Annotated in this window: 19 protein-coding genes; 10 read left to right on the top strand and 9 right to left on the bottom strand. The window is 72.5% G+C overall.

From position 1 onward, the window contains the following. The first annotated feature begins 278 nt into the window (after positions 1 to 278). The 8 genes from sqr to ACR9ZK_RS12790 all read left to right on the top strand — a co-directional run bounded on the left by sqr (position 279) and on the right by ACR9ZK_RS12790 (position 9,663). Complete coding sequence (gene sqr / locus ACR9ZK_RS12825) at positions 279 to 1,526, top strand: type III sulfide quinone reductase, selenoprotein subtype (protein WP_481342312.1); 1,248 nt, start codon at positions 279 to 281, stop codon at positions 1,524 to 1,526. A gap of 21 nt (positions 1,527 to 1,547) precedes the next feature. After that, entirely contained in the window at positions 1,548 to 1,862 is a 315-nt protein-coding gene (locus ACR9ZK_RS12820; RefSeq protein ID WP_481342311.1) for a TusE/DsrC/DsvC family sulfur relay protein, read from the top strand. Next, positions 1,862 to 2,380: a DsrE/DsrF/DrsH-like family protein gene (locus ACR9ZK_RS12815; RefSeq protein ID WP_481342310.1), complete on the top strand. Its 519-nt coding sequence runs from the start codon at positions 1,862 to 1,864 to the stop codon at positions 2,378 to 2,380. Before ACR9ZK_RS12820 ends, ACR9ZK_RS12815 begins: the two co-directional genes overlap by 1 nt. Before the next feature lie 52 nt (positions 2,381 to 2,432). Next, positions 2,433 to 4,916 (top strand): heavy metal translocating P-type ATPase, encoded by a 2,484-nt coding sequence (locus ACR9ZK_RS12810; protein WP_481342309.1) that lies wholly within the window; start codon positions 2,433 to 2,435, stop codon positions 4,914 to 4,916. 219 nt (positions 4,917 to 5,135) lie between these two features. Further along, positions 5,136 to 5,471, top strand: coding sequence for a YnfA family protein (locus ACR9ZK_RS12805; protein WP_481342308.1), 336 nt, complete (start codon positions 5,136 to 5,138; stop codon positions 5,469 to 5,471). 38 nt (positions 5,472 to 5,509) lie between these two features. After that, positions 5,510 to 6,352, top strand: coding sequence for a DUF72 domain-containing protein (locus ACR9ZK_RS12800; RefSeq protein ID WP_481342307.1), 843 nt, complete (start codon positions 5,510 to 5,512; stop codon positions 6,350 to 6,352). Positions 6,353 to 6,397: 45 nt separating this feature from the next. Next, positions 6,398 to 8,491: a phosphate acetyltransferase gene (gene pta, locus ACR9ZK_RS12795; protein WP_481342306.1), complete on the top strand. Its 2,094-nt coding sequence runs from the start codon at positions 6,398 to 6,400 to the stop codon at positions 8,489 to 8,491. Further along, complete coding sequence (locus ACR9ZK_RS12790; protein WP_481342305.1) at positions 8,488 to 9,663, top strand: acetate/propionate family kinase; 1,176 nt, start codon at positions 8,488 to 8,490, stop codon at positions 9,661 to 9,663. The genes pta and ACR9ZK_RS12790 overlap by 4 nt, the downstream gene beginning before the upstream one ends. A 23-nt stretch (positions 9,664 to 9,686) precedes the next feature. On the opposite strand, the gene ACR9ZK_RS12785 is transcribed toward ACR9ZK_RS12790, so the two are convergent. Continuing rightward, on the bottom strand, positions 9,687 to 10,553 hold the full coding sequence (locus tag ACR9ZK_RS12785) for an SDR family oxidoreductase (RefSeq protein ID WP_481342304.1): 867 nt from the start codon (positions 10,551 to 10,553) through the stop codon (positions 9,687 to 9,689). 111 nt (positions 10,554 to 10,664) lie between these two features. Between ACR9ZK_RS12785 and ACR9ZK_RS12780 the strand changes: the two genes are divergently transcribed. Beyond that, positions 10,665 to 11,993 carry an AI-2E family transporter gene (locus tag ACR9ZK_RS12780; protein WP_481342303.1) on the top strand — a complete coding sequence of 443 codons (1,329 nt, stop codon included), beginning with the start codon at positions 10,665 to 10,667 and terminating at the stop codon, positions 11,991 to 11,993. 9 nt (positions 11,994 to 12,002) lie between these two features. Here ACR9ZK_RS12780 and ACR9ZK_RS12775 read toward each other — a convergent pair whose 3' ends face one another. The 7 genes from ACR9ZK_RS12775 to ACR9ZK_RS12745 form a co-directional block, all read right to left on the bottom strand. Beyond that, on the bottom strand, positions 12,003 to 12,815 hold the full coding sequence (locus ACR9ZK_RS12775) for an alpha/beta fold hydrolase (protein WP_481342302.1): 813 nt from the start codon (positions 12,813 to 12,815) through the stop codon (positions 12,003 to 12,005). Between the two features lie 84 nt (positions 12,816 to 12,899). Beyond that, the gene (locus tag ACR9ZK_RS12770; protein WP_481342301.1) at positions 12,900 to 13,415 is read right to left on the bottom strand and encodes a MarR family winged helix-turn-helix transcriptional regulator; all 516 of its coding nucleotides are present in this window, start codon (positions 13,413 to 13,415) and stop codon (positions 12,900 to 12,902) included. Positions 13,416 to 13,507: 92 nt separating this feature from the next. Then, positions 13,508 to 14,641 carry a hypothetical protein gene (locus ACR9ZK_RS12765; protein ID WP_481342300.1) on the bottom strand — a complete coding sequence of 378 codons (1,134 nt, stop codon included), beginning with the start codon at positions 14,639 to 14,641 and terminating at the stop codon, positions 13,508 to 13,510. Positions 14,642 to 14,711: 70 nt separating this feature from the next. Next, positions 14,712 to 15,350 carry a GNAT family N-acetyltransferase gene (locus ACR9ZK_RS12760; protein WP_481342299.1) on the bottom strand — a complete coding sequence of 213 codons (639 nt, stop codon included), beginning with the start codon at positions 15,348 to 15,350 and terminating at the stop codon, positions 14,712 to 14,714. Between the two features lie 81 nt (positions 15,351 to 15,431). Continuing rightward, positions 15,432 to 15,932, bottom strand: coding sequence for a MogA/MoaB family molybdenum cofactor biosynthesis protein (locus ACR9ZK_RS12755; protein WP_481342298.1), 501 nt, complete (start codon positions 15,930 to 15,932; stop codon positions 15,432 to 15,434). Continuing rightward, a complete protein-coding gene (gene moaC / locus ACR9ZK_RS12750; RefSeq protein WP_481342313.1) occupies positions 15,925 to 16,350 on the bottom strand; it encodes a cyclic pyranopterin monophosphate synthase MoaC in 426 nt (141 codons plus the stop codon). Before moaC ends, ACR9ZK_RS12755 begins: the two co-directional genes overlap by 8 nt. Before the next feature lie 127 nt (positions 16,351 to 16,477). Beyond that, on the bottom strand, positions 16,478 to 19,120 hold the full coding sequence (locus ACR9ZK_RS12745; protein WP_481342297.1) for a UTP--glucose-1-phosphate uridylyltransferase: 2,643 nt from the start codon (positions 19,118 to 19,120) through the stop codon (positions 16,478 to 16,480). 71 nt (positions 19,121 to 19,191) lie between these two features. On the opposite strand from ACR9ZK_RS12745, the gene ACR9ZK_RS12740 reads away from it, so the two are divergent. Continuing rightward, the gene (locus ACR9ZK_RS12740; RefSeq protein ID WP_481342296.1) at positions 19,192 to 19,797 is read left to right on the top strand and encodes a 5-formyltetrahydrofolate cyclo-ligase; all 606 of its coding nucleotides are present in this window, start codon (positions 19,192 to 19,194) and stop codon (positions 19,795 to 19,797) included. Between the two features lie 37 nt (positions 19,798 to 19,834). Here the strand turns inward: ACR9ZK_RS12740 and ACR9ZK_RS12735 are convergent. Then, the coding region (locus ACR9ZK_RS12735; RefSeq protein ID WP_481342295.1) for a penicillin acylase family protein at positions 19,835 to 21,854 on the bottom strand (2,020 nt) is incomplete at its 5' end.

Below are 21,854 nucleotides of genomic sequence, written 5' to 3'. Positions count from 1 at the left end.
ACAGCCAGGTTGAAGCCGCCTGAGCCTCTGCGCGGCGCGAACGTCCGATCATGCGCCCTTTCGTCCGGTCCTGCTTCATGTTCTGGAACATGTATGGGGATTCGGGAGGAGGCGGAGCGCAGCGGAGCCGACGGAATCCCCTCAGCTCCTCACCTCACCCTTCCCTGTCGAGCTGCTCCTGGATCGTCGACGACGCCGGTGCGCCTGTCTGACACATCACACCCCGCCTGTCTCCTCGCTCACAGCGAATCCAATACCCACAGGGGTACCGTCGAGGCATGACCACAACCACGAGATCACTCGTAGTACTGGGAGCGGGCACGGCCGGCACCATGGTCGTGAACAAGCTGAGGCACCGCCTACCCGCCGACGAGTGGCGCATCACCGTCGTCGACAAGGACGACACCCACGACTACCAGCCGGGATACCTCTTCCTGCCGTTCGGCCTCATCGAGCCCGACCAGGTCCGACGAAGCCGGCACAGACTCATCGGCGACGGCATCGAGCTCGTGCTCGGCGACGTGGAACGTGTCGACCCCGAGGCCCGCGAGGTCTCGTTGGCCGACGGCCGCACCCTCGCCTACGACGAGCTCGTCATCGCCTCCGGTACGTCGCCGCGCCCCGACCAGACGCCCGGCATGCTCGGGCCGGAGTGGCACCGCAGCGTCGGCGAGTTCTACACCTTCGACGGGGCGATGGCCCTACGCGAGGCGCTGGACGGCTTCTCGGGAGGCCGTCTCGTCGTGCACATCACCGAGATGCCGATCAAGTGTCCGGTGGCGCCCCTCGAGTTCGCCTTCCTCGCTGACGACTTCCTGCGCCGCCGGGGCCTGCGCGACCGCACCGAGCTCGTCTACGTGACCCCGCTCGACGGCGCCTTCACCAAGCCGGTCGCGAGCCGCGAGCTCGGCCACCTGCTGGCCGACAAGGGCATCACCCTCGAGACCGACTTCCTCGTCGAGCACGTCGACCAGGAGCGAAGAGTCCTCGTCTCCTACGACGAGCGCGAGATCGCATACGACCAGCTCGTGACGATCCCGCTCAACATGGGCGCCGACTTCGTCGCGCGCTCGGGGCTCGGTGACGAGCTGAGCTACGTCCCGGTCGACAAGCACACGATGCTCTCCACCGAGCACGCATCGATCTTCGCCCTCGGCGACGCGAGCAACATCCCGACGTCGAAGGCCGGCTCCGTCGCGCACTTCTCCGTCGAGGTGTTCGCGGACAACTTCGTCGAGCACGCAGCCGGGCGCCCGATGAGCCACTCGTTCGACGGGCACGCCAACTGCTTTGTCGAGTCCGGCGGCGGCAAGGCGATGCTGCTCGACTTCAACTACGACACCGAGCCCTTGACCGGCACCTTCCCGCTGCCACACCTCGGGCCGATGACGCTGCTCAAGCAGTCGCGGGCCAACCACGTCGGCAAGCTCGCGTTCCGCCACATCTACTGGAACCTCCTGCTCCCCGGACGACCCCTCGGCCTGCCCGCGCAGATGTCGATGGCGGGGAAGGTCCCCGCCGCCTGAGCTCAGACAAGGAGCGCAACCATGCCCACCACGACGATCGCCGGCCATGCCGTCGAGGTCAACGACGAGGGCTTCCTGACCCGCCCCGACCAATGGTCGGACGATCTGGGCAGCGAGCTCGCCCACCTCATCGGGATCGAGCTGACGGACCAGCACTGGAAGCTCGTCCACTTCCTGCGCGAGGACTTCGCCCACCAGGGCGAGACCGCCACGCTACGCCGCGTCAGCACGCAGACCGGCACCCCCATCAAGTCCCTCTTCGACCTCTTCCCCGGCAAGCCGGCCAAGAAGATGGCGTACGTCGCGGGACTGCCCAAGCCGAAGGGATGTGTGTGATGACCACCCAGGCCACCCAGACCGCCCCGCTCGTCCCGTCGTTCGACGCTCCCGACGCGCAGGGTCGCAAGCTCGCGATCATCTGCAGCAAAGGCAACCTCGACATGGCCTACCCCGGCCTCATCCTCGCCAACGCGGCGCTCGGGGAAGGCGTCGAGACGCACCTGTTCTTCACGTTCTGGGGCTTCGACATGATCAACAAGAAGACGTCTGGCCACCTGAAGTTCACGATGCTCGGCAACACCGCCACCCACCTGCCCCAGGGGCTCGGCGGCGTCCCGGGTATGACGCACCTCGCGACGTCGCAGATGAAGAAGGCCATCGCGGACCTGGACGTCCCGGAGGTGCCCGACTTCCTCGACCAGATCGTGGCCTCCGGCGGGCACCTGTGGGCATGCCGGATGTCCGCGGACATGCAGCACCTGACCGAGCAGGACCTGCGCGACGACGTCGAGGGAATCATCTCGGCCTCGGACTTCATCGAGCTGACCGACGGGGCGCAGCTGCTCTTCATCTAGGTGGCGCTCCTCCGGGACTTGACGGCATACCCTATGGGGGTATCTTGAGGGTATGGACAGCCACGGCGAGCACTCGACCTCGACGACCTCGCTCGTGAAGGACCCGGTCTGCGGCATGGACGTCGACCCCGCCACCAGCGAGCACCACCTCGTGGTGGACGGACACGACTACTACTTCTGCTCCGCCGGTTGCAAGGCCGCGTTCGAGGTGAACCCGAGCGCCTACCTCGGGTCCTCGGCGCCCGCGTCCGGCGGGCACGACCACCGCGTGCACGACCACGGCGTGCACGACCACGGCGTGCACGACCACGGCAGCCATGGCCACGAGCACCACCACCTGGACAGCTCCCCGCACGCGAACCACGAAGCGGTCGCCGCTCCTGCGGTCCCGGTCGGCGACGTCGCCGAGTGGACGTGCCCCATGCACCCGGAGGTCCGACGACCGGGACCGGGCACCTGCCCGATCTGCGGCATGGCGCTCGAACCGGTCACCGTGACCGCGGACAGCGGACCCAACCCCGAGCTGGCCGACATGACGCGCCGGTTCACGGTGGCCCTGATCCTCAGCATCCCGGTCCTCGTCTTGTCGATGGGGCGCGACCTCGTCCCCGCCCTGCGGGACGCCATCTCGGCCCCCGCGGCGAGCTGGGCCCAGCTCGTGCTGGCCACTCCGGCGGTGCTGTGGGCCGGCTGGCCGTTCTTCGAGCGAGGCTGGACCTCGCTTCGAACGATGAAGCTGAACATGTTCACCCTCATCGCGATGGGCACCGGCGTGGCGTGGGCGTTCAGCGTGGTGGCGACCGTTGCGCCCGGGCTGTTCCCGGAGGCCTTCCGGATGGACGGTGCGGTCGCCGTCTACTTCGAGGCCGCCGCCGTCATCACGACCCTCGTCCTGCTCGGGCAGGTCCTCGAGCTCCGCGCACGGGAGAGCACGTCGGGGGCCATCCGCGCGCTGCTCGACCTCACCCCCAAGACCGCCCACCGCATCGACACCGAGGGCAACGAGGCCGACGTCACCCTCGACGAGGTGCAGCTCGGCGACCTGCTGCGGGTCCGGCCCGGCGAGTCCCTCCCCGTGGACGGCGCCGTCCAGGAGGGCCGCACCACCGTCGACGAGTCGATGGTCACCGGCGAGTCGATGCCGGTGACCAAGACGACGGGCGACGTCGTCATCGGTGGCACCGTCAACCAGACCGGCTCACTGGTCATCCGTGCCGAGAAGGTCGGGCGCGACACGATGCTCGCCCGCATCGTCCAGATGGTGGCCGACGCGCAGCGCTCCCGCGCACCGATCCAGCGGCTCGCCGACCGCGTCTCCGCCGTCTTCGTGCCCGCGGTCATCGTGATCGCCGTGGCCGCGTTCGTCGTCTGGGCCACGGCGGGCCCCGACCCGCGCATGGCGCACGCGCTCGTCGTCGCGGTCAGCGTCCTCATCATCGCCTGCCCCTGTGCGCTGGGCCTGGCCACACCCGTGTCGATCATGGTGGGCGTCGGCCGGGGCGCCTCGCTCGGCGTGCTCATCAAGAACGCCGAGGCGCTCGAGCTGATGGAGAAGGTCGACACCCTCGTCGTCGACAAGACCGGCACCCTGACGCAGGGCCGCCCGTCCGTCACCCACATCAGCCCCGCCGACGGAGCGGACCAGGACGAGGTCCTGCGGCTCGCGGCCGCCGTCGAGCGCGCCAGCGAGCACCCGCTCGGTCTCGCCGTCGTCCGGGCCGCCACCGACGCGGGACTGAACGTTCCCGACGTCACGGAGTTCGACGCCCCCGTCGGCAAGGGCGTCACCGGCACGGTCGGTGGTGCCCGGGTCCTCGTGGGCAGCAAGACGTTCCTGGCCGGCCAGGGCGTCGACACCGCCGGCATGGACGCCAAGGCGGACCGGCTACGGGCCGACGGCGCCAGCGCCGTCTACGTCGCGGTCGAGGGCAGCGTCGCCGGGGTGCTCGCCATCGCCGACCCCGTCAAGGACACCACGCCGGGCGCGCTGAAGGCCCAGCGCGAGGACGGCATCGAGGTCGTCATGCTCACCGGTGACAACGAGGTCACCGCCCACGCCGTCGCCCGTCGCCTGGGCATCGACCGCGTCGAGGCCGAGGTGCTGCCCGAGCACAAGAGCGACGTCGTCAAGGCCCTGCGCGCCGAGGGCCGGGTCGTGGCGATGGCCGGCGACGGCGTCAACGACGCCCCCGCCCTGACCACGGCCGACGTCGGCATCGCCATGAGCACCGGCACCGACGTCGCGATCGAGAGCGCCGGTGTGACCCTGCTCAAGGGAGACCTGACCGGCATCGTCCGCTCCCGCGCCCTGTCCGAGGCCACGATGTCGAACATTCGGCAGAACCTCGTGTTCGCCTTTGTCTACAACGCCGCCGGCATCCCCCTCGCAGCCGGCGTGCTCTACCCGGCCTTCGGGCTGCTGCTGTCGCCCATGATCGCCGCGGCCGCGATGGCGCTCTCGTCGGTCAGCGTCATCGGCAACGCGCTGAGGCTGCGTACGCAGCACCTCCCGGGCCAACCACTGCGCAAGCCCTGACGACCTGAGTGACCGGCACCCCGGCCCGCCCACCCGGCGCCGCACGTTCACGAACGGTGGCGCCGGGTCCGTCGAGACACCGCGCCAGCCGACCCACAGCGGGTCGTGTCCTCGGCGTCCATGTGCGGAGCCGAGGTCGGCAGGCTGGCCGGCGTCCGCACGTCCGGAAGCGGCACCGCTGGCTCGTCGGTCGCACCGCGCAGGCGGCATGATCACGCCATGACCGTCGCCCGTTCGCTCGTCCTCTTCGCGCTCGCAGCGATCGCCGAGATAGGGGGCGCGTGGCTCGTCTGGCAGGGCGTTCGCGAGCACCGTGGCTGGGCGTGGGTCGGGGCGGGCGTCATCGCCCTCGGCGTCTACGGTGTCGTCGCGACGCTGCAGCCGGACGCGCACTTCGGGCGGATCCTCGCCGCGTACGGCGGGGTGTTCGTCGCGGGGTCGCTGATCTGGGGCATGGCCGTGGACGGGTTCCGGCCGGACCGGTGGGACGTCGCGGGGGCGCTCGTGTGCCTGCTCGGCGTCGCGCTCATCATGTACGCGCCGCGCGGCGCGTGACGCGTCCGGCGCGCGTCAAGGGCCCCTACGGTGGCCGCATGGGCCGTTTCCACGTCGGGATCTCCGGGTGGCGCTACGCGTCGTGGCGCGGTGACTTCTACCCCAAGGGCCTGCCGCAACGGCTCGAGCTGACGTACGCCGCGGAACGGATGACCTCGATCGAGCTCAACGGCTCGTTCTACTCCCTCCAGCGGCCGACGTCCTACGCGCGCTGGCGCGAGTCGGTGCCCCGGGGCGTCGACTTCGCCGTCAAGGGTGGCCGCTTCATCACTCATCTCAAGGCCCTGCGCGACGTCGAGGCCCCGCTGGCCAACTTCTTCGCCTCGGGGGTCCTCGCGCTCGGCGAGCAGCTCGGCCCCTTCCTGTGGCAGCTGCCCGAGCGGTTGACCTTCGACGCCGACCGCCTCGACGCGTTCTTCGCCCAGCTCCCCCGCACGACGCGTGAGCTCGCCGACCTCGCGGCCCGCCACGACGACAAGCTGGCCGACGACCGGGTGCTGACGACCACCGACGTCGACCGACCCGTGCGGCACGCCCTCGAGCCACGACACCCGAGCTTCGACACCGACGAGGCCCGCGGGCTGTGCGCCCGGCACGGGGTGGCCGTCGTCGTCGCCGACACCGCGGGCCGCTTCCCCGTGATGCGCGACGCGACGAGCGACTTCCGCTACGTGCGGCTGCACGGCGAGACCACGCTGTACTCCGGCGGCTACTCCGACGCCTCGCTCGACCGGTGGGCCGAGCAGTGCCGGTCCTGGGCCGACGAGGGTCACGACGTGCACGTCTACTTCGACAACGACATCCAGGGCCGGGCGCCGTACGACGCCGTGGCCCTCCTCGAACGCCTCGGCGCCGCGCCGACCCCACCCGACCATGGCTGAGCCACCCGGCCGCTGCCGGCAGCGGCGACCCGCTAGGTTCGGACCGTGAGCCGCAGCGTCTACCTCGCCTCACCGGAGGGCCTCACCGGCAAGTCCGCGGTGGCCCTCGGACTGCTCGACGCACTCGTGCGCGAGGTCGGCTCGGTCGGCGTCTTCCGACCGTTGACGACGCTCGGCGGCACCGGACCCGCCGACGAGGTCGACCACATCGTCGAGATGCTCGTCGCCCAGCCGGGCACCGACCAGACGTACGAGGAGGCGCTCGGCGTCACCTACGCCCAGGCCCACGACGACCCCGACGAGGCGCTGCACGTCATCGTCGAGCGGTTCGGCCGCCTCGCGAAGCGGTTCCAGGTGATGCTCGTCCTCGGCTCGGACTACACCGACGTCTCCACCGGCACCGAGCTGTCCTTCAACGCGCGCGTCGCCGCCAACCTCGGGTCCGCCGTCGTCCTCGTCGTCCACGGTCGTGACCGAACGCCCGAGCAGGTGCGCGTGGCCGCGGACGGAGCCCTGGCCGAGCTGCGGGCCAACCACGCCGAGCCGGTGGCGGTCATCGCCAACCGCGTCGAGCCGGACGACCTCGAGGCCGTCCGTGCCGCGCTCGCCGACCTGCCGTTCGCCGTCACCGCGGCCCTGCCCGAGAACCCGCTGCTGCGGGCTCCGAGCTTCCGGCAGCTGACCGAGGCCACCGACGCGCGGCTCGCCCTCGGCAACGCGGCGTGGATGGACCGCGACAGCCTCGGCCTCGTCGTCGCCGCGATGAGCCTGCCCAACGTGCTGCCGCGGCTGCGCACCGACGTGACCGTCATCGCCCCGAGCGACCGCAGCGACCTCGTGCCGGGGCTCGTCCTCGCCCACCAGTCCGGCACGTTCCCGAGCCTCGCCGGTGTCATCCTCACCGGCGGCTACGAGATCCCCGAGGCCATCGCGCGCCTGTCGGCCGGCGTGCAGCAGGACCTGCCGATCGCGCTGACCGACGCCGACACGATGACCACCGCGGGCCGCGCGTCGCGCGTCTTCGGGCCGATGACCAAGTCCTCGCGCAACAAGATCGAGGTCGCACGGCGCCTCTTCTCCGAGGGGGTCGACCAGTCGGCACTCCTCACCGCCATCGACGTGTCGTCGTCGTCGGTGCGCACGCCGCTGATGTTCGAGTTCCAGCTCATGGAGCGCGCTCGCTCCGACCGCCGCCACATCGTCCTGCCCGAGAGCGGCGACGACCGCATCCTGGAGGCCGCCGACGTGCTGCTGCGCCGCGGCGTCGCCGACCTGACGCTGCTCGGTGAGGAGACGACCGTCCGGGCCCGCGCGTCGACCCTCGGGCTCGACCTCGACGACGCCCGCGTCGTGTCCACCACCGACCCCGAGCTCGTCGAGCGCTTCGCCGCGGAGTACGCACGGCTGCGCGCCCACAAGGGCGTCACGCTCGAGCGGGCCCGGGAGGTCGTCACCGACGTCTCGTACTTCGGCACGATGATGGTCCAGCTCGGCCTCGCCGACGGCATGGTGTCGGGCGCCGTCCACACGACGGCGCACACCATCCGGCCGGCGCTCGAGTTCGTCAAGACGCGCGACGGCGTCGACACCGTGTCCAGCGTCTTCCTCATGTGCCTGGCCGACCGCGTCCTCGTCTACGGCGACTGCGCGGTCATCCCCGACCCCACGGCCGAGCAGCTGGCCGACATCGCCGTCTCGTCGGCGCAGACCGCGCGCCAGTTCGGCATCGAGCCGCGCGTGGCGATGCTGTCCTACTCGACCGGCTCGAGCGGCTCGGGCGCCGACGTCGAGAAGGTCCGCGCCGCAACGGCGCTCGTCGCCGAACGTGCCCCCGACCTCGCCCTGGCGGGCCCCATCCAGTACGACGCCGCCATCGACCCGACCGTCGGACGCGCCAAGCTGCCCGGCTCGGACGTCGCCGGACGCGCCACGGTGTTCGTCTTCCCCGACCTCAACACCGGCAACAACACGTACAAGGCGGTGCAGCGCAGCGCCCACGCCGTCGCCATCGGGCCCGTCCTGCAGGGCCTGCGCAAGCCGGTCAACGACCTGTCGCGGGGCGCGCTCGTCGACGACATCGTCAACACGGTGGCCATCACTGCCGTGCAGGCGCAGGCCGAGGGGCAGGAGCCGGCATGAGCGACGCCACCCGACCCGTCCTCGTCCTCAACGCCGGGTCGTCGTCGCTCAAGTACCAGCTGCTCGTGCCCGAGACCGGTGACGTGCTCGCCAACGGGCTCGTCGAACGCATCGGCGAGCCCGGTGGCGGCGTCGCGGACCACGCGGCAGCGCTGCGGGCGATGACCGACCGCCTGCGCGCCGACGGCGTCGACCTCGACACCGTGCCGCTGCGTGCCGTCGGTCACCGCGTCGTCCACGGTGGTGCCGACTTCTCGGCGCCGGTCGTCATCGACGACGACGTGCTCGACCGCATCCGTCAGCTGAGTCCCCTTGCGCCGCTTCACAACCCGCCGGCGGTCACCGGCATCGAGGCCGCCCGCGACCGCTACGCGGTACCGCACGTCGCGGTCTTCGACACCGCCTTCTTCGCAGACCTGCCGGCCGCCGCGTCGACGTATGCGCTGCCCCGGAGCCTGGCCCGGGAGCACTCGATCCGTCGGTACGGCTTCCACGGCACGTCGCACGCCTACGTCTCCCGCGCCACGGCCGAGCTGCTCGGACGCGCCGACGACCCGACGTTCCGTGTCGTCGTCCTCCACCTCGGCAACGGGTGCTCGGCCTCGGCCGTGCGCGGCGGCCGCGCCCTCGACACCTCGATGGGACTGACGCCGCTCGAGGGCCTCGTCATGGGCACCCGGTCCGGCGACGTCGACCCGGGCCTGCACGCCTACCTGGCTCGCGAGGCCGGCCTCTCCCTCGACGAGATCGACACCCTGCTCAACAAGAGGTCGGGCCTCGTCGGCCTCGCCGGTGTCAACGACTTCCGCGAGCTCGTCGAGCGGATGGACGCCGGGGACGACGACGCGTCGCTCGCGTTCGACGTCGTCGTGCACCGGCTCAAGCGCTATGTCGGGGGCTACGTCGCGGTCCTCGGTGGTCTCGACGCGCTCGTCTTCACCGCCGGCATCGGCCAGAACAGCCCGCGGCTGCGGGCCGCCGTCACCGAGGGCCTCGATGCGTTCGGTGTCCGCGTCGACGCCGAGCGCAACGCCGCGCGGTCGGCCGGGGCACGAGTCGTGTCGCCCGACGGCGCCCCCGTGGCCGTGGCCGTCGTGCCGACGAACGAGGAGCTCGCGATCGCCCGGCAGACCGCCGACCTCGTGGGCGCGCAGACGGCCGCCCGGGACTGAGCCGGCGCGGGCGCCGGAGCCGCTCAGCCGTTCTCGCGCTCGAGGTACTCGCGCAACGACAGGGGCCGGCGACCGGTGAGGCGCTCGACGTCGTCGGTCACGCCGTCGAGCTCGCCGGCGCGGATCGCCGCGTACGTCGACACCCACGCGTCGACCTGCCACCTCGGGGCCCCGTACGTCTCCCGCGACGCGTACGCCTCCTCGAGCGTCTCGTCGTGGAAGGTGACGGGACGACCGGTGACCTCGCTGTAGGTCCGGGCCGCCTCGGTCAGCGTGATCGACTCGGGGCCGGTGAGGTCGTACGTGGCGCCGGCGTGCCTGTCGGGGTCGAGAAGCACGGCCACGGCGGCTCGGGCGATGTCCTCGTGCGCGACGACCGCAGCGCGCCCGTCACCGGCCGGACCGCGGATGACACCGTCGTCGCCCGTCATGTGGGGCACGAACTCGAGGTAGAGGTTGTCGCGCAGAAACGTCCACGCCATCCCGGAGGCACGCAGGTGCTCCTCGGTGGCCGCGTGGTCGCGGGCCAGCGTGAAGGTGGCGTCCGGCGCCGCGCCGAAGAAGGAGACGTAGACGACGTGCCGGACACCGGCGTCCGCCGCGGCGTCGACGAACGCCTTGTGCTCCGCGAGGCGGTCGACGTTCTCGGCGGCCGACACCATGAACAGCGTCCGGGCGCCATCGAGAGCCGCCCGCGCCGAACCGCCGTCGGCATACGTGCACACGTGGGTCACTGCGCCGGGCAGCTGCGGCGCGCGGGCCGCGTCGCGGACGAGGAGACGCTGGGCCACCCCACGCTCGGCGAGGTCACGCGCGACGAGTCCGCCGAGCCACCCGGTGGACCCGGTGACGGCGAGGGGCGGGCTGGCTTCGGCCGGAACGTCACTCATGCCCCGAGCGTACGCAGTGCCGGTTCCCGGCGGACCAGGTCGGTGCGGCCTCGACCGGCCCGGGCCGTGGTGATGCGGCTCAACCCGGACAGGTGGACGTACGGTGTCCACGTGACCGACAACGCGGCTGACGCCTCCTCCGTCCGGACGCCCGAGCCCCCGGACCGGCCGGGTCCGGCTGTGCCCGGTCGGGCGGCCGCCCCCCGTCCCACGGCGCCCGGTTCCGCCACCGGCCCGGCCACGGCACCCGCCACCGACTCCACCGACTCCACCGGCTCCACCGGCTCCGCCACCGGGAACACGACCGACTCCACCGGCGACGCCCTCGGCCGGGGCGGCATCGAGGCCGCGGCCGTGCCTGCCGGTGTCAAGACCGCCAGCGAGTGGTCGTGGCGGCTGCTGCTCATCATCGGTGCGCTCTACGTGCTGACGATGATCCTGCGCGGCGTGTCCGAGGTCGTCGTGCCGGTGGCCATCGCGCTGCTGCTCACCGCGCTGCTCCGCCCCGTGACGAACCGGCTGCACCGTCGGCTGCCCACGGGCGCGTCGGCCGGCCTCACCGTGTTCGGCACGATCATCGTCATCGGTGGGCTGTTCACCCTCGTCGGCACGCAGTTCACGAGCGGGCTCTCGGACCTGACGGCCCAGGTGGCCACCGGCATCGGCCAGATCCGCGACTGGGTGCGCACCACCTTCAAGATCACCGACGCGCAGTTCGACCAGTACTTCGACACGATCCGCCAGAAGGTCAGCCAGTCGGGCAACCTCGGGGACACCGCGGCCGCCGTCGGCCTCACGGCGACGCACTTCGTCGCGGGCCTGTTCATCGCCCTGTTCTCCCTCTTCTTCTTCCTCTACGAGGGCCCGCGCATCTGGTCCTGGATCGTGCGGCTGTTCCCGCACACGGCCCGCGAGCGCGTCGACTCCTCGGGCGTCGTCGCGTGGGGACAGCTGTCGGCGTTCGTGCGGGCCACGATGATCGTCGCGCTCGTCGACGCCATCGGCATCTCCGTCGGCGCCGCGATCCTCAAGGTGCCGTTCGCCTTCGCCATCGGCATCCTCGTGTTCCTCCTCGCCTTCATCCCCATCGTGGGAGCCCTGCTGTCGGGTGCGGTGGCGGTGCTGCTCGCCCTCGTGGCGCACGGTCCGGCGGTCGCGATCATCATGCTCGCCGTCGTCATCGGCGTGCAGCAGCTCGAGTCGCACGTGCTCCAGCCGTTCCTGCTCGGCAAGGCCGTCAGCGTCCACCCCCTCGCCGTCATCCTCGCCATCGCCTGCGGGTCCATCATCGCCGGCATCGTCGGGGCGCTCGTCGCGGTGCCGTTCGCGGCCGTCTCGAACGCCGTCGGCAAGCACCTGCTCTCCGGGGAGTCCCCCGACGCGCTCGACCGGACCCCTGGGCACTCCCCGCACGACGAAGGCGCACCGGCCCAGACCTGACGGCGAGTCTCAGCGCGACACCGGGGCGACCTGGTCGAGGAACGCGTGGACCGCGGCGTCCCACAGCTGCGGCCGTTCCATGTTCGGGTAGTGGGCCGTGCCCGGCACCTCCTCGTAGCGCCCGTGCCGGACCGCGGCGGCGAGGCGTCGGCCCATGTCGCGGTGGTCCTCGGAGTCGAGGCCGCCGCACAGCGCGAGCACCGGCACGTCGATGTCGCCGAGCCGGTCCCAGGCGTCGTGGACCGGCTCGGGCAGGACGGCGTCGGGGCTGGCGTGGTGCGCGAGCGTGTCCGTGAGCATCCGCCGGCAGCGCGCCACGGTGTCACCCCGGACCTCGTCGAGGGAACGTGTCGGCCCGGCGCAGAACGCCAGGCTGGCCTCGACGTACGCTGCGGCGTCGCGCTCGGCGATGGCCCGCCCCCATTCGTCGAGGATGCCGAGCACCCAGGGGTCGGAGAAGGTCGGGACGCTCGTCGCCGTCCCGCTGACGACGATGGCCCGGACGAGCTCCGGGTGCTCGAGGGCGGCGTCCGTAGCAGCACCCCCACCCATGGAGACGCCGACGAGGACGGCCGGGCCCGCGTCGAGGTGGCGCACGAGCGCGGCCACGTCGTCGCAGTGGCGGCTCGGCACGTCGAGCGTCGACGCTGCGCCGTGACCGCGCAGGTCGGGAACGACGACCCGGTACCGGGCGGCGAGGACGGGGACCTGCTCGTCCCACATGCGGTGGTCGAGGCCCCCTCCGTGCAGGAGGAGGACGAGGTCGCCCTCGCCCGTGTCGGTGTAGGTCAGGTGGCCGGGGTCGAGGTCGAGGCGTTCCATGGGCGGGCTCCCGGGGTGTGGGTGGGCTGGTGGGACGTGGACGAGAAGGTGGGGTGACGAGCGCGTGGACACGGCCGGGCGACGTCAGCGGCCGCCGGCCGTGTCAGGGCCCGCCGGCTGCGTCGACGGCGGCGACGTCGGGATGCGGCCGTCCCGCGTCGGCCCGGCGACGGCCCGGACGCCGTCCGTGAGGCGGCCGAGGACCTCGGCGCACCGCGCCAGGTCCTCCGGGTCGATGCCCGCGGTGGCCGCCTCGAGACCGACGGCCTCCGCGCGGTGGACGTCCGCGAGGACCTCCTCCCCTCGGGGCGTCACGGCCACGAGACGGGACCGCACGTGCGCGGGGTTGTCGCGCAGCTCGAGGTAGCCCAGCCGGACGCCGTCGTCGACGACCTTCTGCACGCCCTGGCGCGTCACGAGGAGGGCCCGCCCGAGATCCGGCACCGTCTGCGGGCCGTCCTCGAGGACGAGCACGAGGATCGCGCGGAGCGCGAGGGTGAGCCCCGTGCCCTCCAGCAGCCGGGAGACCGCGCGTGCCGAGTACTGGTGGAGCGGCCGGACATGACGCAGGACCGCATAGGCCGCCTCGACCCGATTCATGACAACCAAGTTGTCATAGTGCGGCCCTGCCCGCAAGGGTGCGCGACGGCGCCCCCACCTCGTGGAGGGAGGGGGCGCCGGGACGACGGTCCTTACTGGGAGACGGCGCGACGGGCGAACAGGGCCCGCTCGTCGAGCTCCTCGGCCTCGTCGGCGAACTCGGGCGTGTCGAACACGTCGGCGGGGATGCCACCCTCGGTGTAGCGCGGTTCGGCCTTGGCCTTGAGCGCGTACGTCGGCTTCGGCACGGGCACCGGGCTCCAGCTCCCCGGTGGCAGCTGCTGCTCGGCCTCGTCCGCCTGCACGGCGTCATCGGCCTGCATGGCAGCCCGGGCAGTGGTCGCGCCCGACCCTCCGCGCGACACGCCGGCCACCGGGACGGCTCCGGTGACGGCAGCCTGGACGTCGAAGACCCGCTCCCGCACTGCACCCTCGGCGGCCTGCCGGGCCACCGTCGGCTCGACGGCGGGGATGACGACGCGGTCGACGCCGAGCGGCGTGCGCGTACCGCGGGTCGACGCCGGCGACGCGACCTCGTGGGCGGTCGAGTGGATGACCTGGGTGTCGTCGCTGGTCAGCACCGGCTCCGGGGCGACGCGCCCGCCACGGGACCGTGAGCCGCGGACGCGACGCACGCCGCGCGCCGCGGCGGCCCGGACGCGGTCGTGCTGGGCCTCGGTACGCAGCCAGACGAGGACGGCGAGGACGGTGAGCACCGCGAAGGGGACGGAGACCCACAGCAGGACGCCGGTGACGGCCAGCGTGACCGACGCCGGGATCCACAGGACCGACGCGAGCAACACCACTGCACGAATCCGCCTCTGCGCCATGGGGACCCGCGCGGGCCGACCGGCCGTGGACCGGGCCTCGACCTGCGCGTCGTGGAGGGCGTCCGCGACGACGCGCTCGACGTGGAACTCGTCGAGGTGCTCCTCGGCGCGACGGGCCACGAGCGGGGACGGACGGCGGCCGGCAGGCACCGCGCGCTTGACGTCGACCGTCGGGCGGGCGGTGCGGGCCGGCGTCACCGACCACGAGTGGGGGCGTGGCGTGCGCGGCTCGACGGCCGGCAGGACGGGGCGCTTCTCGAGGACGCGCATGGCCTCGGAGAACCCGTCGACGGACCTGGTGGCGGCGGCGTCCTCGCGGCGGCGCATCCAGTGCTGCACGAGGTAGGCAGCCCAGATCGCCACGATGACGACGAAGATGAGGCTGCTGACTGGCACGAACCCCACGGTAGGGCGACCGCGCGCGCACGCCCTGCACATTCGGGGCGTGTCGCGCAAGAGGCTGGTGTTACACCTGTGACAACCGCTCGAGGAGCGTGCCGCCGCCGAGCTCCTCGCGCGTCACCGCGAAGGACCGGTGGTCGCGCCACCGGCCGTCGATGTGCAGGTACCGCTCACGCACGCCCTCGTCGCGCAGCCCGAGCCGGCGGACGACCCCGAGCGACCGCTCGTTGTCGACGCGGATGTTGACCTCGACGCGGTGCAGGCCGGCCGGGCCGAGGGCGTGGTCGATGGCCAGGGCGAGCGCTCGCGTGGCGATGCCCCGGCGCGTCACCCCTTGGGCGACCCAGTAGCCGGCGGCGCAGGACTGCTGCGCGGCCCGGACGACGCCGAACAGGTGCACCTGCCCGACGATGCGCCCCTCGACCTCGATGGCCCAGGGCATCGCGCGGTCCGCGCGCGCCTCGGCGTCGAGCTCGCGGACGAAGTCGCGGAAGGACACCGGGGCCCGGGCCTCGGCACCCGGGGGCAGCGTCGGCTCCCACGGCCTGACGTGCTCGGCGTTCTCGCGCCGAACCCACTGCCACTCGCGCTCGTCACCGAGGACGAGCGGGCGCAGCAGGACGGGCTGGTCGGTCGACGCATCGCGCAGCACCACCGGCCAGCGACCCCGGCCGTCGCGGACCGGTCGCCAGGGCATCCTCATCTCGGGCGCCGAGCCGCCGCGGGCTGCGTGGACCCCGCGTCCAGGTCGGTGGTCAGGTCGGGGGTCACCTCGGTGGTCACCTCAGTGGTCACTGCCCGGGATCTGGTCGAGGGCGTGCCCGAGCACGGGCTCGAGCACCTCGAGAGCGTCCCCGACGCCACCTCGCGAGCCGGGCAGGTTGGCCACGAGGGTGCGCCCGGCGATCCCGACGAGCCCGCGCGAGAGCATCGCGGTCGGCACGCCCTTGGCGACACCGGCCGCGCGGATCGCCTCGGCGACGCCCGGAACGAGGCGGTCGAGCAGCGGCGCCGTCTGCTCAGGCGTCACGTCGGTGGGCGTCAGCCCCGTGCCGCCGGTCGTGAGGACGAGGTCGGGCTCGCTGGCGAGGACGTCACGCAGCTCCCAGCCGAGCTCGTCACCGTCGGGCACGACGAGGGCGTGGCCCACCTCGAAGCCCCACGAGCGCAGCCGCGCGACGACGACCGGCCCGGAGCGGTCCGGGTATATGCCCGCGGCCGCGCGGGTGGAGGCCGTGACGACGACCGCCCGCCGGCCGCGGCCGAACGCCTTCGCGTCACTCACGCCAGTCCCCCGACCGTCCCCCGGACTTGGCCGTGACCCGGACGTCGGTGATGCGGGCGTGCTTGTCGACGGCCTTGACCATGTCGACCAGCGCGAGCGAGGCGACGGCGACGGCCGTGAGCGCCTCCATCTCGATGCCGGTGCGGTCGGCGGTGCGCACGGTGGCGGTGATGTCGACGCCGTCGTCGGCCACCGTGAGGTCGACCGCGACGCCGTGCACCGCGACCGGGTGCGCGAGGGGCACGAGCTCGGGGGTGCGCTTGACGGCCTGGATGCCGGCGATCCGGGCCACGGCGAGCGCGTCACCCTTGGGCACGACGCCGTCGCGCAGGGCCGAGACCGCCGCGGCAGACAGGAGGACGCGTCCGGCGGCGCTCGCCTCGCGCGCGGTCACCGGCTTGGCCGACACGTCGACCATGTGGGCGCTGCCGTCGGCCCGCACGTGGGTCAGCCCTCCAGGGGCACCAGGGGCACCGGAGGCACCAGGGACACCCGCCGCGTCGGGCACGTCGGCGACGTCGGGGACGTCGGAGGTCGCGGCCACCTCAGTCCTCCCGGTCGAGCACGAGGACGTCGACGACCTCGCCGGCGACGAGCTCGGTGACGTCCTCGGGGACGATGAACAGGGCGTTGGCCCGCGAGAGGTCGGCCACGAAGTGCGACCCCTGCCCGGCGACCGGAACCGCGACGAGCGTGCCCTCGGCCGAGCGCGACACGACGGCCCGCCCGAACTGCCGCCGGCCCTCGAACGAGCTGACCCCCGAGATGAGGGTGGCCGGACGCATCCGGCGCTTCTCGGGCGCCAGGCGCATGAGGCGTCGGAGGGCCGGGCGGACGAACACCTCGAACGAGACGAACGAGGACACCGGGTTGCCGGGCAGCGTGAAGATCGGCACCCGTCGACCGTCGGGGGCCTCGAGCCGGCCGTAGCCCTGCGGCTTGCCCGGCTGCATGGCCACCTTGACGAACTCGACGCCTCGCGAGGCGAGCGCGCTCTTGACGACGTCATAGGCACCCATGGACACGCCACCGCTGGTGACGACGATGTCGGCGTCCCGGACCGCCACGGACAGCGACTCGATGAGCTCGCTCTCCGAGTCGCCCACGGCCTGACGGATCTCGGCGGAGGCGCCGGCGGACACCGCGGCGGCCCAGAGCATGGAGGAGTTGGAGTCGTGGATCTGCCCGGGCCGCAACGGCTTTCCGGGCTCGACGAGCTCGGACCCGGTCGACATGACGACGACCCGCGGGCGGCGGTGCACCTCGACCTCGGCGTACCCGCACGCGGCGAGGAGCGCGATGGTGCGGGACCCGACGACCTCGCCCGCCGGGACGACGACGGTGCCGCTGCGCACGTCGTCGCCCTTGGGCCGCACGAAGGTCCCGACCGGCACCTCGGCCCGGCACTCGACCTCGCCGGTGGCCGCACCGTCGGTGTCCTCGACCTTGACGACGGCGTCGGCGCCGCGCGGCATCGGCGCGCCCGTCATGATGCGGGCGGCCTCGCCCGGCCCGACCTCGAAGGTCGGGTCGTCGCCGGCGGCCACCTCGCCGACGATGCGCAGCCGCACGGGCGAGGTGTCGGCGCCCTCGACCGACGAGGCCTGCACCGCGTAGCCGTCCATCGAGGAGTTGTCGAAGTGCGGGAGGTCGACCCGGGCGCGGACGTCGCGCGCCACGACGAGCCCGAGCGACTCGGTGAGCGGCGTCCACGCCGTGGGCATCGGCTCGAGCGTCGAGAGGATGGCCCGCAGGTGCTCGTCGACCGTCCGGAGGTCGCCGGGCTGCTCGGCGGGTTCGGACGCGGCCGTCACCGGCTCCCCGAGGACGGCGTTGTCGAGGACGCGCCGGTAGCCGTCGATGAGGACCTCGCCGACGCACCGGACGTTGCGCCCGAAGACGGGGTCGCCGATGACGCGCAGGCTCGTGCACTCCTTCATCGACGGGACCCCGTGCGGGAACCGCTTCTCGAACCCCGGCACGAAGCGGTACGCCGAGTCGAGGTCGACGTACGGTTCGGGGCCCTCGGAGGTCTGGACGATGTGGTAGCCCTCGTCGAGCTCGAAGAAGTCGGAGCGGATGACGAGCAGGTCGTTGGTCGTCTTGACCGGGCGGAACCGGGTGCGCGGGACGAGGATCGCCTGGCTGCCCTCGAACACCTCGATGGCCGCACCCATGGCCGACTCCATCTGGATGACCTCGGGAGAGGTGGGGTCGGCGGGGTCGACGTTCTTGCGGTTGACGATGATGGGCAGGCCGAGGACGCCCTCGCGCGCGGTCATCCGCTCGCGCAGCACCTCGAGGTCGATCCACACGTTGTTCGCGTTGAACGTGCCGTGCCGGTTGATGTCACGGAAGTGCCGCTCCTCGCCCTCGGCGACGGTGGCGGTGTCGCGCAGGACGATGCGCCCGTCGCACTTGCGCACGGCGTGGTGACCGCCCTTGCGGTCGCTCTTCGTGCGCTTGCACACCTCGGCGACGAACGGCAGGCCGCGCTCGACCATCCATGCCGCGACGTCGGGGTCGCACGTGGCCCCGAGGTTGTCGGAGTTGGACAGGAACGCGTAGCGGATCCCCTTGGCGAGGAGCGCGTCGAGGACGCCCGAGGTGACGAGCGAGACGTAGACGTCGCCGTGCCCCGGCGGGCACCACTCGAGCTCGGGGTCGGCCGGCCACCGGACCGGTGTGAGGTCGTCGGGGCGCAGCTTCGGCTCGGCGTTCTGGATGAAGTCCAGGGGCAGGCCGTCGACGGGCAGCGAGTCGTACTTCTCCAGGATGCGCAGCGACTCGTCGTGGGTGCGGAAGCTGTTCATGAGCACGAGCGGCAGCGCGACGTCCCACTGCTCACGCAGCGCGAGGACCTGCTTGGCGATGATGTCGAGGAAGGTCAGGCCGTCCTTGACCTCGAGGGCGGACTTGGCGCCCGTCATGCCCATGCCGGTGCCGAGGCCGCCGTTGAGCTTGATGACGGCGGTCTGCGACAGGGCGTTGCGCGCCTCCTCGTCGGTGACCGAGACCTTGCGCAGCTCGGTGACCTCGGCGAGGGGCTCGATGGAGTCCTCGGGGATGGTGCCCTGCGCGCCGCCCTCGAGCTGTTCGTAGTAGTACTCGAAGACCCTGATGGCCTCGGCACCGAGGCCGCGTCGCTCCATCAGCTCGACCGACGCACGCAGCCCCTGGTCACTCATGGGCATCACCTTACGATGGGCCGCATGTGTGGTTCCCGGGAGCAGCCGAAGTCCACGCTCGGGGGTCGGGCGTGAACGCCCCGGACAAGCGTGAGGTGCGTCACGCCGCACGCGAGCGCCGGCGTGACCTCGTCGCCGGTCTCGACGCCGCCGCCACGGACGCGGCCGGTGCGGCCGTCGCCCGGGCGGTCCTCGCGCTCGTCCCCGAGGGTGGGCGGGTGGCGGTGTACGAGTCGTTGCCGGGAGAGCCCCCCACCGGGCCGCTCGTCGAGGCGCTGCTGGACTCCGGTCACGAGGTGCTCGTACCCGTGGTGCTCGGCGACTACGCGCTGGAGTGGCGTCCGGCCGTGCGCGGTGCGCTCGCCGACGCATCGGTCGTGCGCCGGCTGCGCGGTGCGCCCTCGCAGGCCGAGCGGTCGGCCTGGCTGGGCCAGGACGCGCTGGCGACCTGCCGCGTCGTCCTGACCCCGGGCCTGTCGGTCGACCGGCACGGCACCCGCCTCGGCCAGGGCGGCGGCTGCTACGACCGGGCGCTGCGGCACCGGGCGCCCGGCGCCCTGGTCCTCACACTCCTGCACGAGGGCGAGGCGAGCGAGGTCGACCTGCCCCGTGAGGCCCACGACGAGCCCGTCGACGGCTGGGTGACGACGAGCGGACGCGTCGTCCTGCTCACCTGAGGCGCACCACGGCACGACGTGGCACGGCACGGAGGCGTCACGGCTGCGGCGTGCCCGGCGGGACGAGCGTCAGCTCGTCGTCGGTGCCGTCGGCCACCGCCGCGTCGGAGAACGGCCACGGGAAGGACTCGTTCGCGGCCCACGCGTCGATCTGGTCGGCGTAGTGGTCCTGGTAGGCGTGGCCGGACTGGCCGGTCGAGTTGACCCACCTCGAGGCGTCGAGGTTCGACAGGTCGACGACCATCCGCATCGAGGGACCCGTCGTGACGCCGTAGCCGGGTTTGGAGGCGTTCCACGAGTTGGCGTTGACGATGGAGTTGCCGCCGCCGAGCCCGATGCCACCGCGGTCGAAGAGGGCGCGCACGGCCTCGGGCACCGAGGGGTCGCCCATCACCGGGTGCTTGAGGTCGAGCTGGTGCAGCCGTCCCCAGCGCCACGTCGAGGGCACCTTGCCCAGCTCCCTGGCGAGGTCGAGGCGGGCCTCCACGAGCGCGCGCTTGAGGATCTCCCCGGAGCCCTCCGTGACCCCGGGCGTCGTCCGGTCGTCCCACCAGTCGTTCTTCGGGTCCTTGAGCAGCTGCTCGACGACGACCATCCAGCGGCTGCCCCCGTCGGGGGCGATGTCCGGCGGCAGCTCGTCGAAGGTGTACTCGAGCAGGTGCTTCCACACCGCGTTGTAGTACGCGGCGGCCGCGGAGTCGCGGGACTTGTCGTCCGGCTGGCTGCCGTCCCAGTCGCGCAGGAGGCGCTGGGCCTGCCCGGTGAAGTCGTCGACCTGCACCGCGAGGAGCCGCTCGACGAGGGCCGGCGCGTACGTGTTGCGGACGTCGCCCTGCACCCGGGCCATGAGCTCGGGCGACACCTTCGTGGCAGCCGCGAGGAGCGTCCGGATGCGCTGGGCCCGGAAGCCGTAGTCCCACTCGCTCGTCAGGAACGGCCGGGTGCTGGCCGTCACGGCCTGGTTGGCCGTGACGATGAAGCCCTCGGGCGGGTCGTACGTCGCCGGGAGGTCCTCGAAGGGCACGTAGCCCTTCCAGTCCCACTGGCTGTCCCAGCCGGGTGCCGGCCAGTACCCGGGTGGGGCGCCGGGCGTCGCGGACCGGCGCACCGGGATGCGCCCGGGCGACTGGTAGCCGATGTGGCCCTCGGTGTCGGCGTAGACGAGGTTCTGCGACGGCACGGTGAACAGGGCCGCCGCCTGGCGGAACTCGTCCCAGCTGCGGGCCTTGTCGAGGGCGAAGATCGCGTCGCCGGTCGTGCCCGGGGTCAGCGCCGTCCAGGCGAGCGAGACCGCGTAGCGGTTGGTCTGCGCGGCGCCGCGCACGGCGAGCCGGTCCCCGGCCTCCTCGATGGAGGGCACGACGTCGGACATGATCGGGCCGTGCACCGTGGCGCGGACGGTGATGGTGACGTCGGCTCCGCCGGCCACCCGGATCGTCTCGTCGCGGGTCCGCACGGGCTCCTGCCTGCCGTCGCGCAGGTAGGTGTCGCCGTTCACCTGCTCGAGGTAGAAGTCGGTGACGTCCGGGCCGAGGTTGGTCATCCCCCACGCCACCTTGTCGTTGTGGCCGATGACGACACCCGGCACGCCGGAGAAGGAGAAGCCCGACACCCGGAACGGGCAGGTCTGCGACACGGTGCGGCACTGGAGGTTGACCTGCGTCCAGATGCCCGGGATGGACAGGCCGAGGTGCGGGTCGTTGGCCAGCAGCGGTTTGCCGGTCGTCGTCCGCGAGCCCGACACGACCCACGAGTTGGACCCGATGTCCGAGCCGCGGCCGAGGCCGGCCGGCACGGCGTCGAGGGCGGCCAGGGTCGCGTCGACGGCCCGTCTGCCGTCCGGGGCCCGCAGCTGCCGCAGCGCCGCCGGCTCGCCGCTCGCGGCCTGGTCGGTCTCGGACGCCGAGGGCTGCCAGTCACCCGCGGACAGGATCGGGTGGTTGCGGTCGTACGGGTAGGGCGGGTAGAGCAGCTGGATCTGCTTGAGGGTGCGGTTGCGCGAGAGGCGCGCGCGGGCCAGCTCGTCGTTGTAGTCGCCGCGCAGGTCCCACGCCATC

The organism is Monashia sp. HAY1-5C (assembly GCF_056755255.1).
Note: the sequence above shows the minus strand (reverse complement) of the source record. Positions and strands in the feature narration are given on the sequence as shown.

Coding starts and splice junctions, on each gene's coding strand:
- ACR9ZK_RS12790 (WP_481342305.1), top strand. CDS start 8,488: ATGAGCGACGCCACCCGACCCGTCCTCGTCCTCAACGCCGGGTCGTCG.
- ACR9ZK_RS12770 (WP_481342301.1), bottom strand. CDS start 13,415: ATGAATCGGGTCGAGGCGGCCTATGCGGTCCTGCGTCATGTCCGGCCG.
- ACR9ZK_RS12815 (WP_481342310.1), top strand. CDS start 1,862: ATGACCACCCAGGCCACCCAGACCGCCCCGCTCGTCCCGTCGTTCGAC.
- ACR9ZK_RS12810 (WP_481342309.1), top strand. CDS start 2,433: ATGGACAGCCACGGCGAGCACTCGACCTCGACGACCTCGCTCGTGAAG.
- ACR9ZK_RS12745 (WP_481342297.1), bottom strand. CDS start 19,120: ATGAGTGACCAGGGGCTGCGTGCGTCGGTCGAGCTGATGGAGCGACGC.
- ACR9ZK_RS12785 (WP_481342304.1), bottom strand. CDS start 10,553: ATGAGTGACGTTCCGGCCGAAGCCAGCCCGCCCCTCGCCGTCACCGGG.
- ACR9ZK_RS12805 (WP_481342308.1), top strand. CDS start 5,136: ATGACCGTCGCCCGTTCGCTCGTCCTCTTCGCGCTCGCAGCGATCGCC.
- moaC (WP_481342313.1), bottom strand. CDS start 16,350: ATGGTCGACGTGTCGGCCAAGCCGGTGACCGCGCGCGAGGCGAGCGCC.
- ACR9ZK_RS12775 (WP_481342302.1), bottom strand. CDS start 12,815: ATGGAACGCCTCGACCTCGACCCCGGCCACCTGACCTACACCGACACG.
- ACR9ZK_RS12800 (WP_481342307.1), top strand. CDS start 5,510: ATGGGCCGTTTCCACGTCGGGATCTCCGGGTGGCGCTACGCGTCGTGG.
- sqr (WP_481342312.1), top strand. CDS start 279: ATGACCACAACCACGAGATCACTCGTAGTACTGGGAGCGGGCACGGCC.
- ACR9ZK_RS12820 (WP_481342311.1), top strand. CDS start 1,548: ATGCCCACCACGACGATCGCCGGCCATGCCGTCGAGGTCAACGACGAG.
- ACR9ZK_RS12760 (WP_481342299.1), bottom strand. CDS start 15,350: ATGAGGATGCCCTGGCGACCGGTCCGCGACGGCCGGGGTCGCTGGCCG.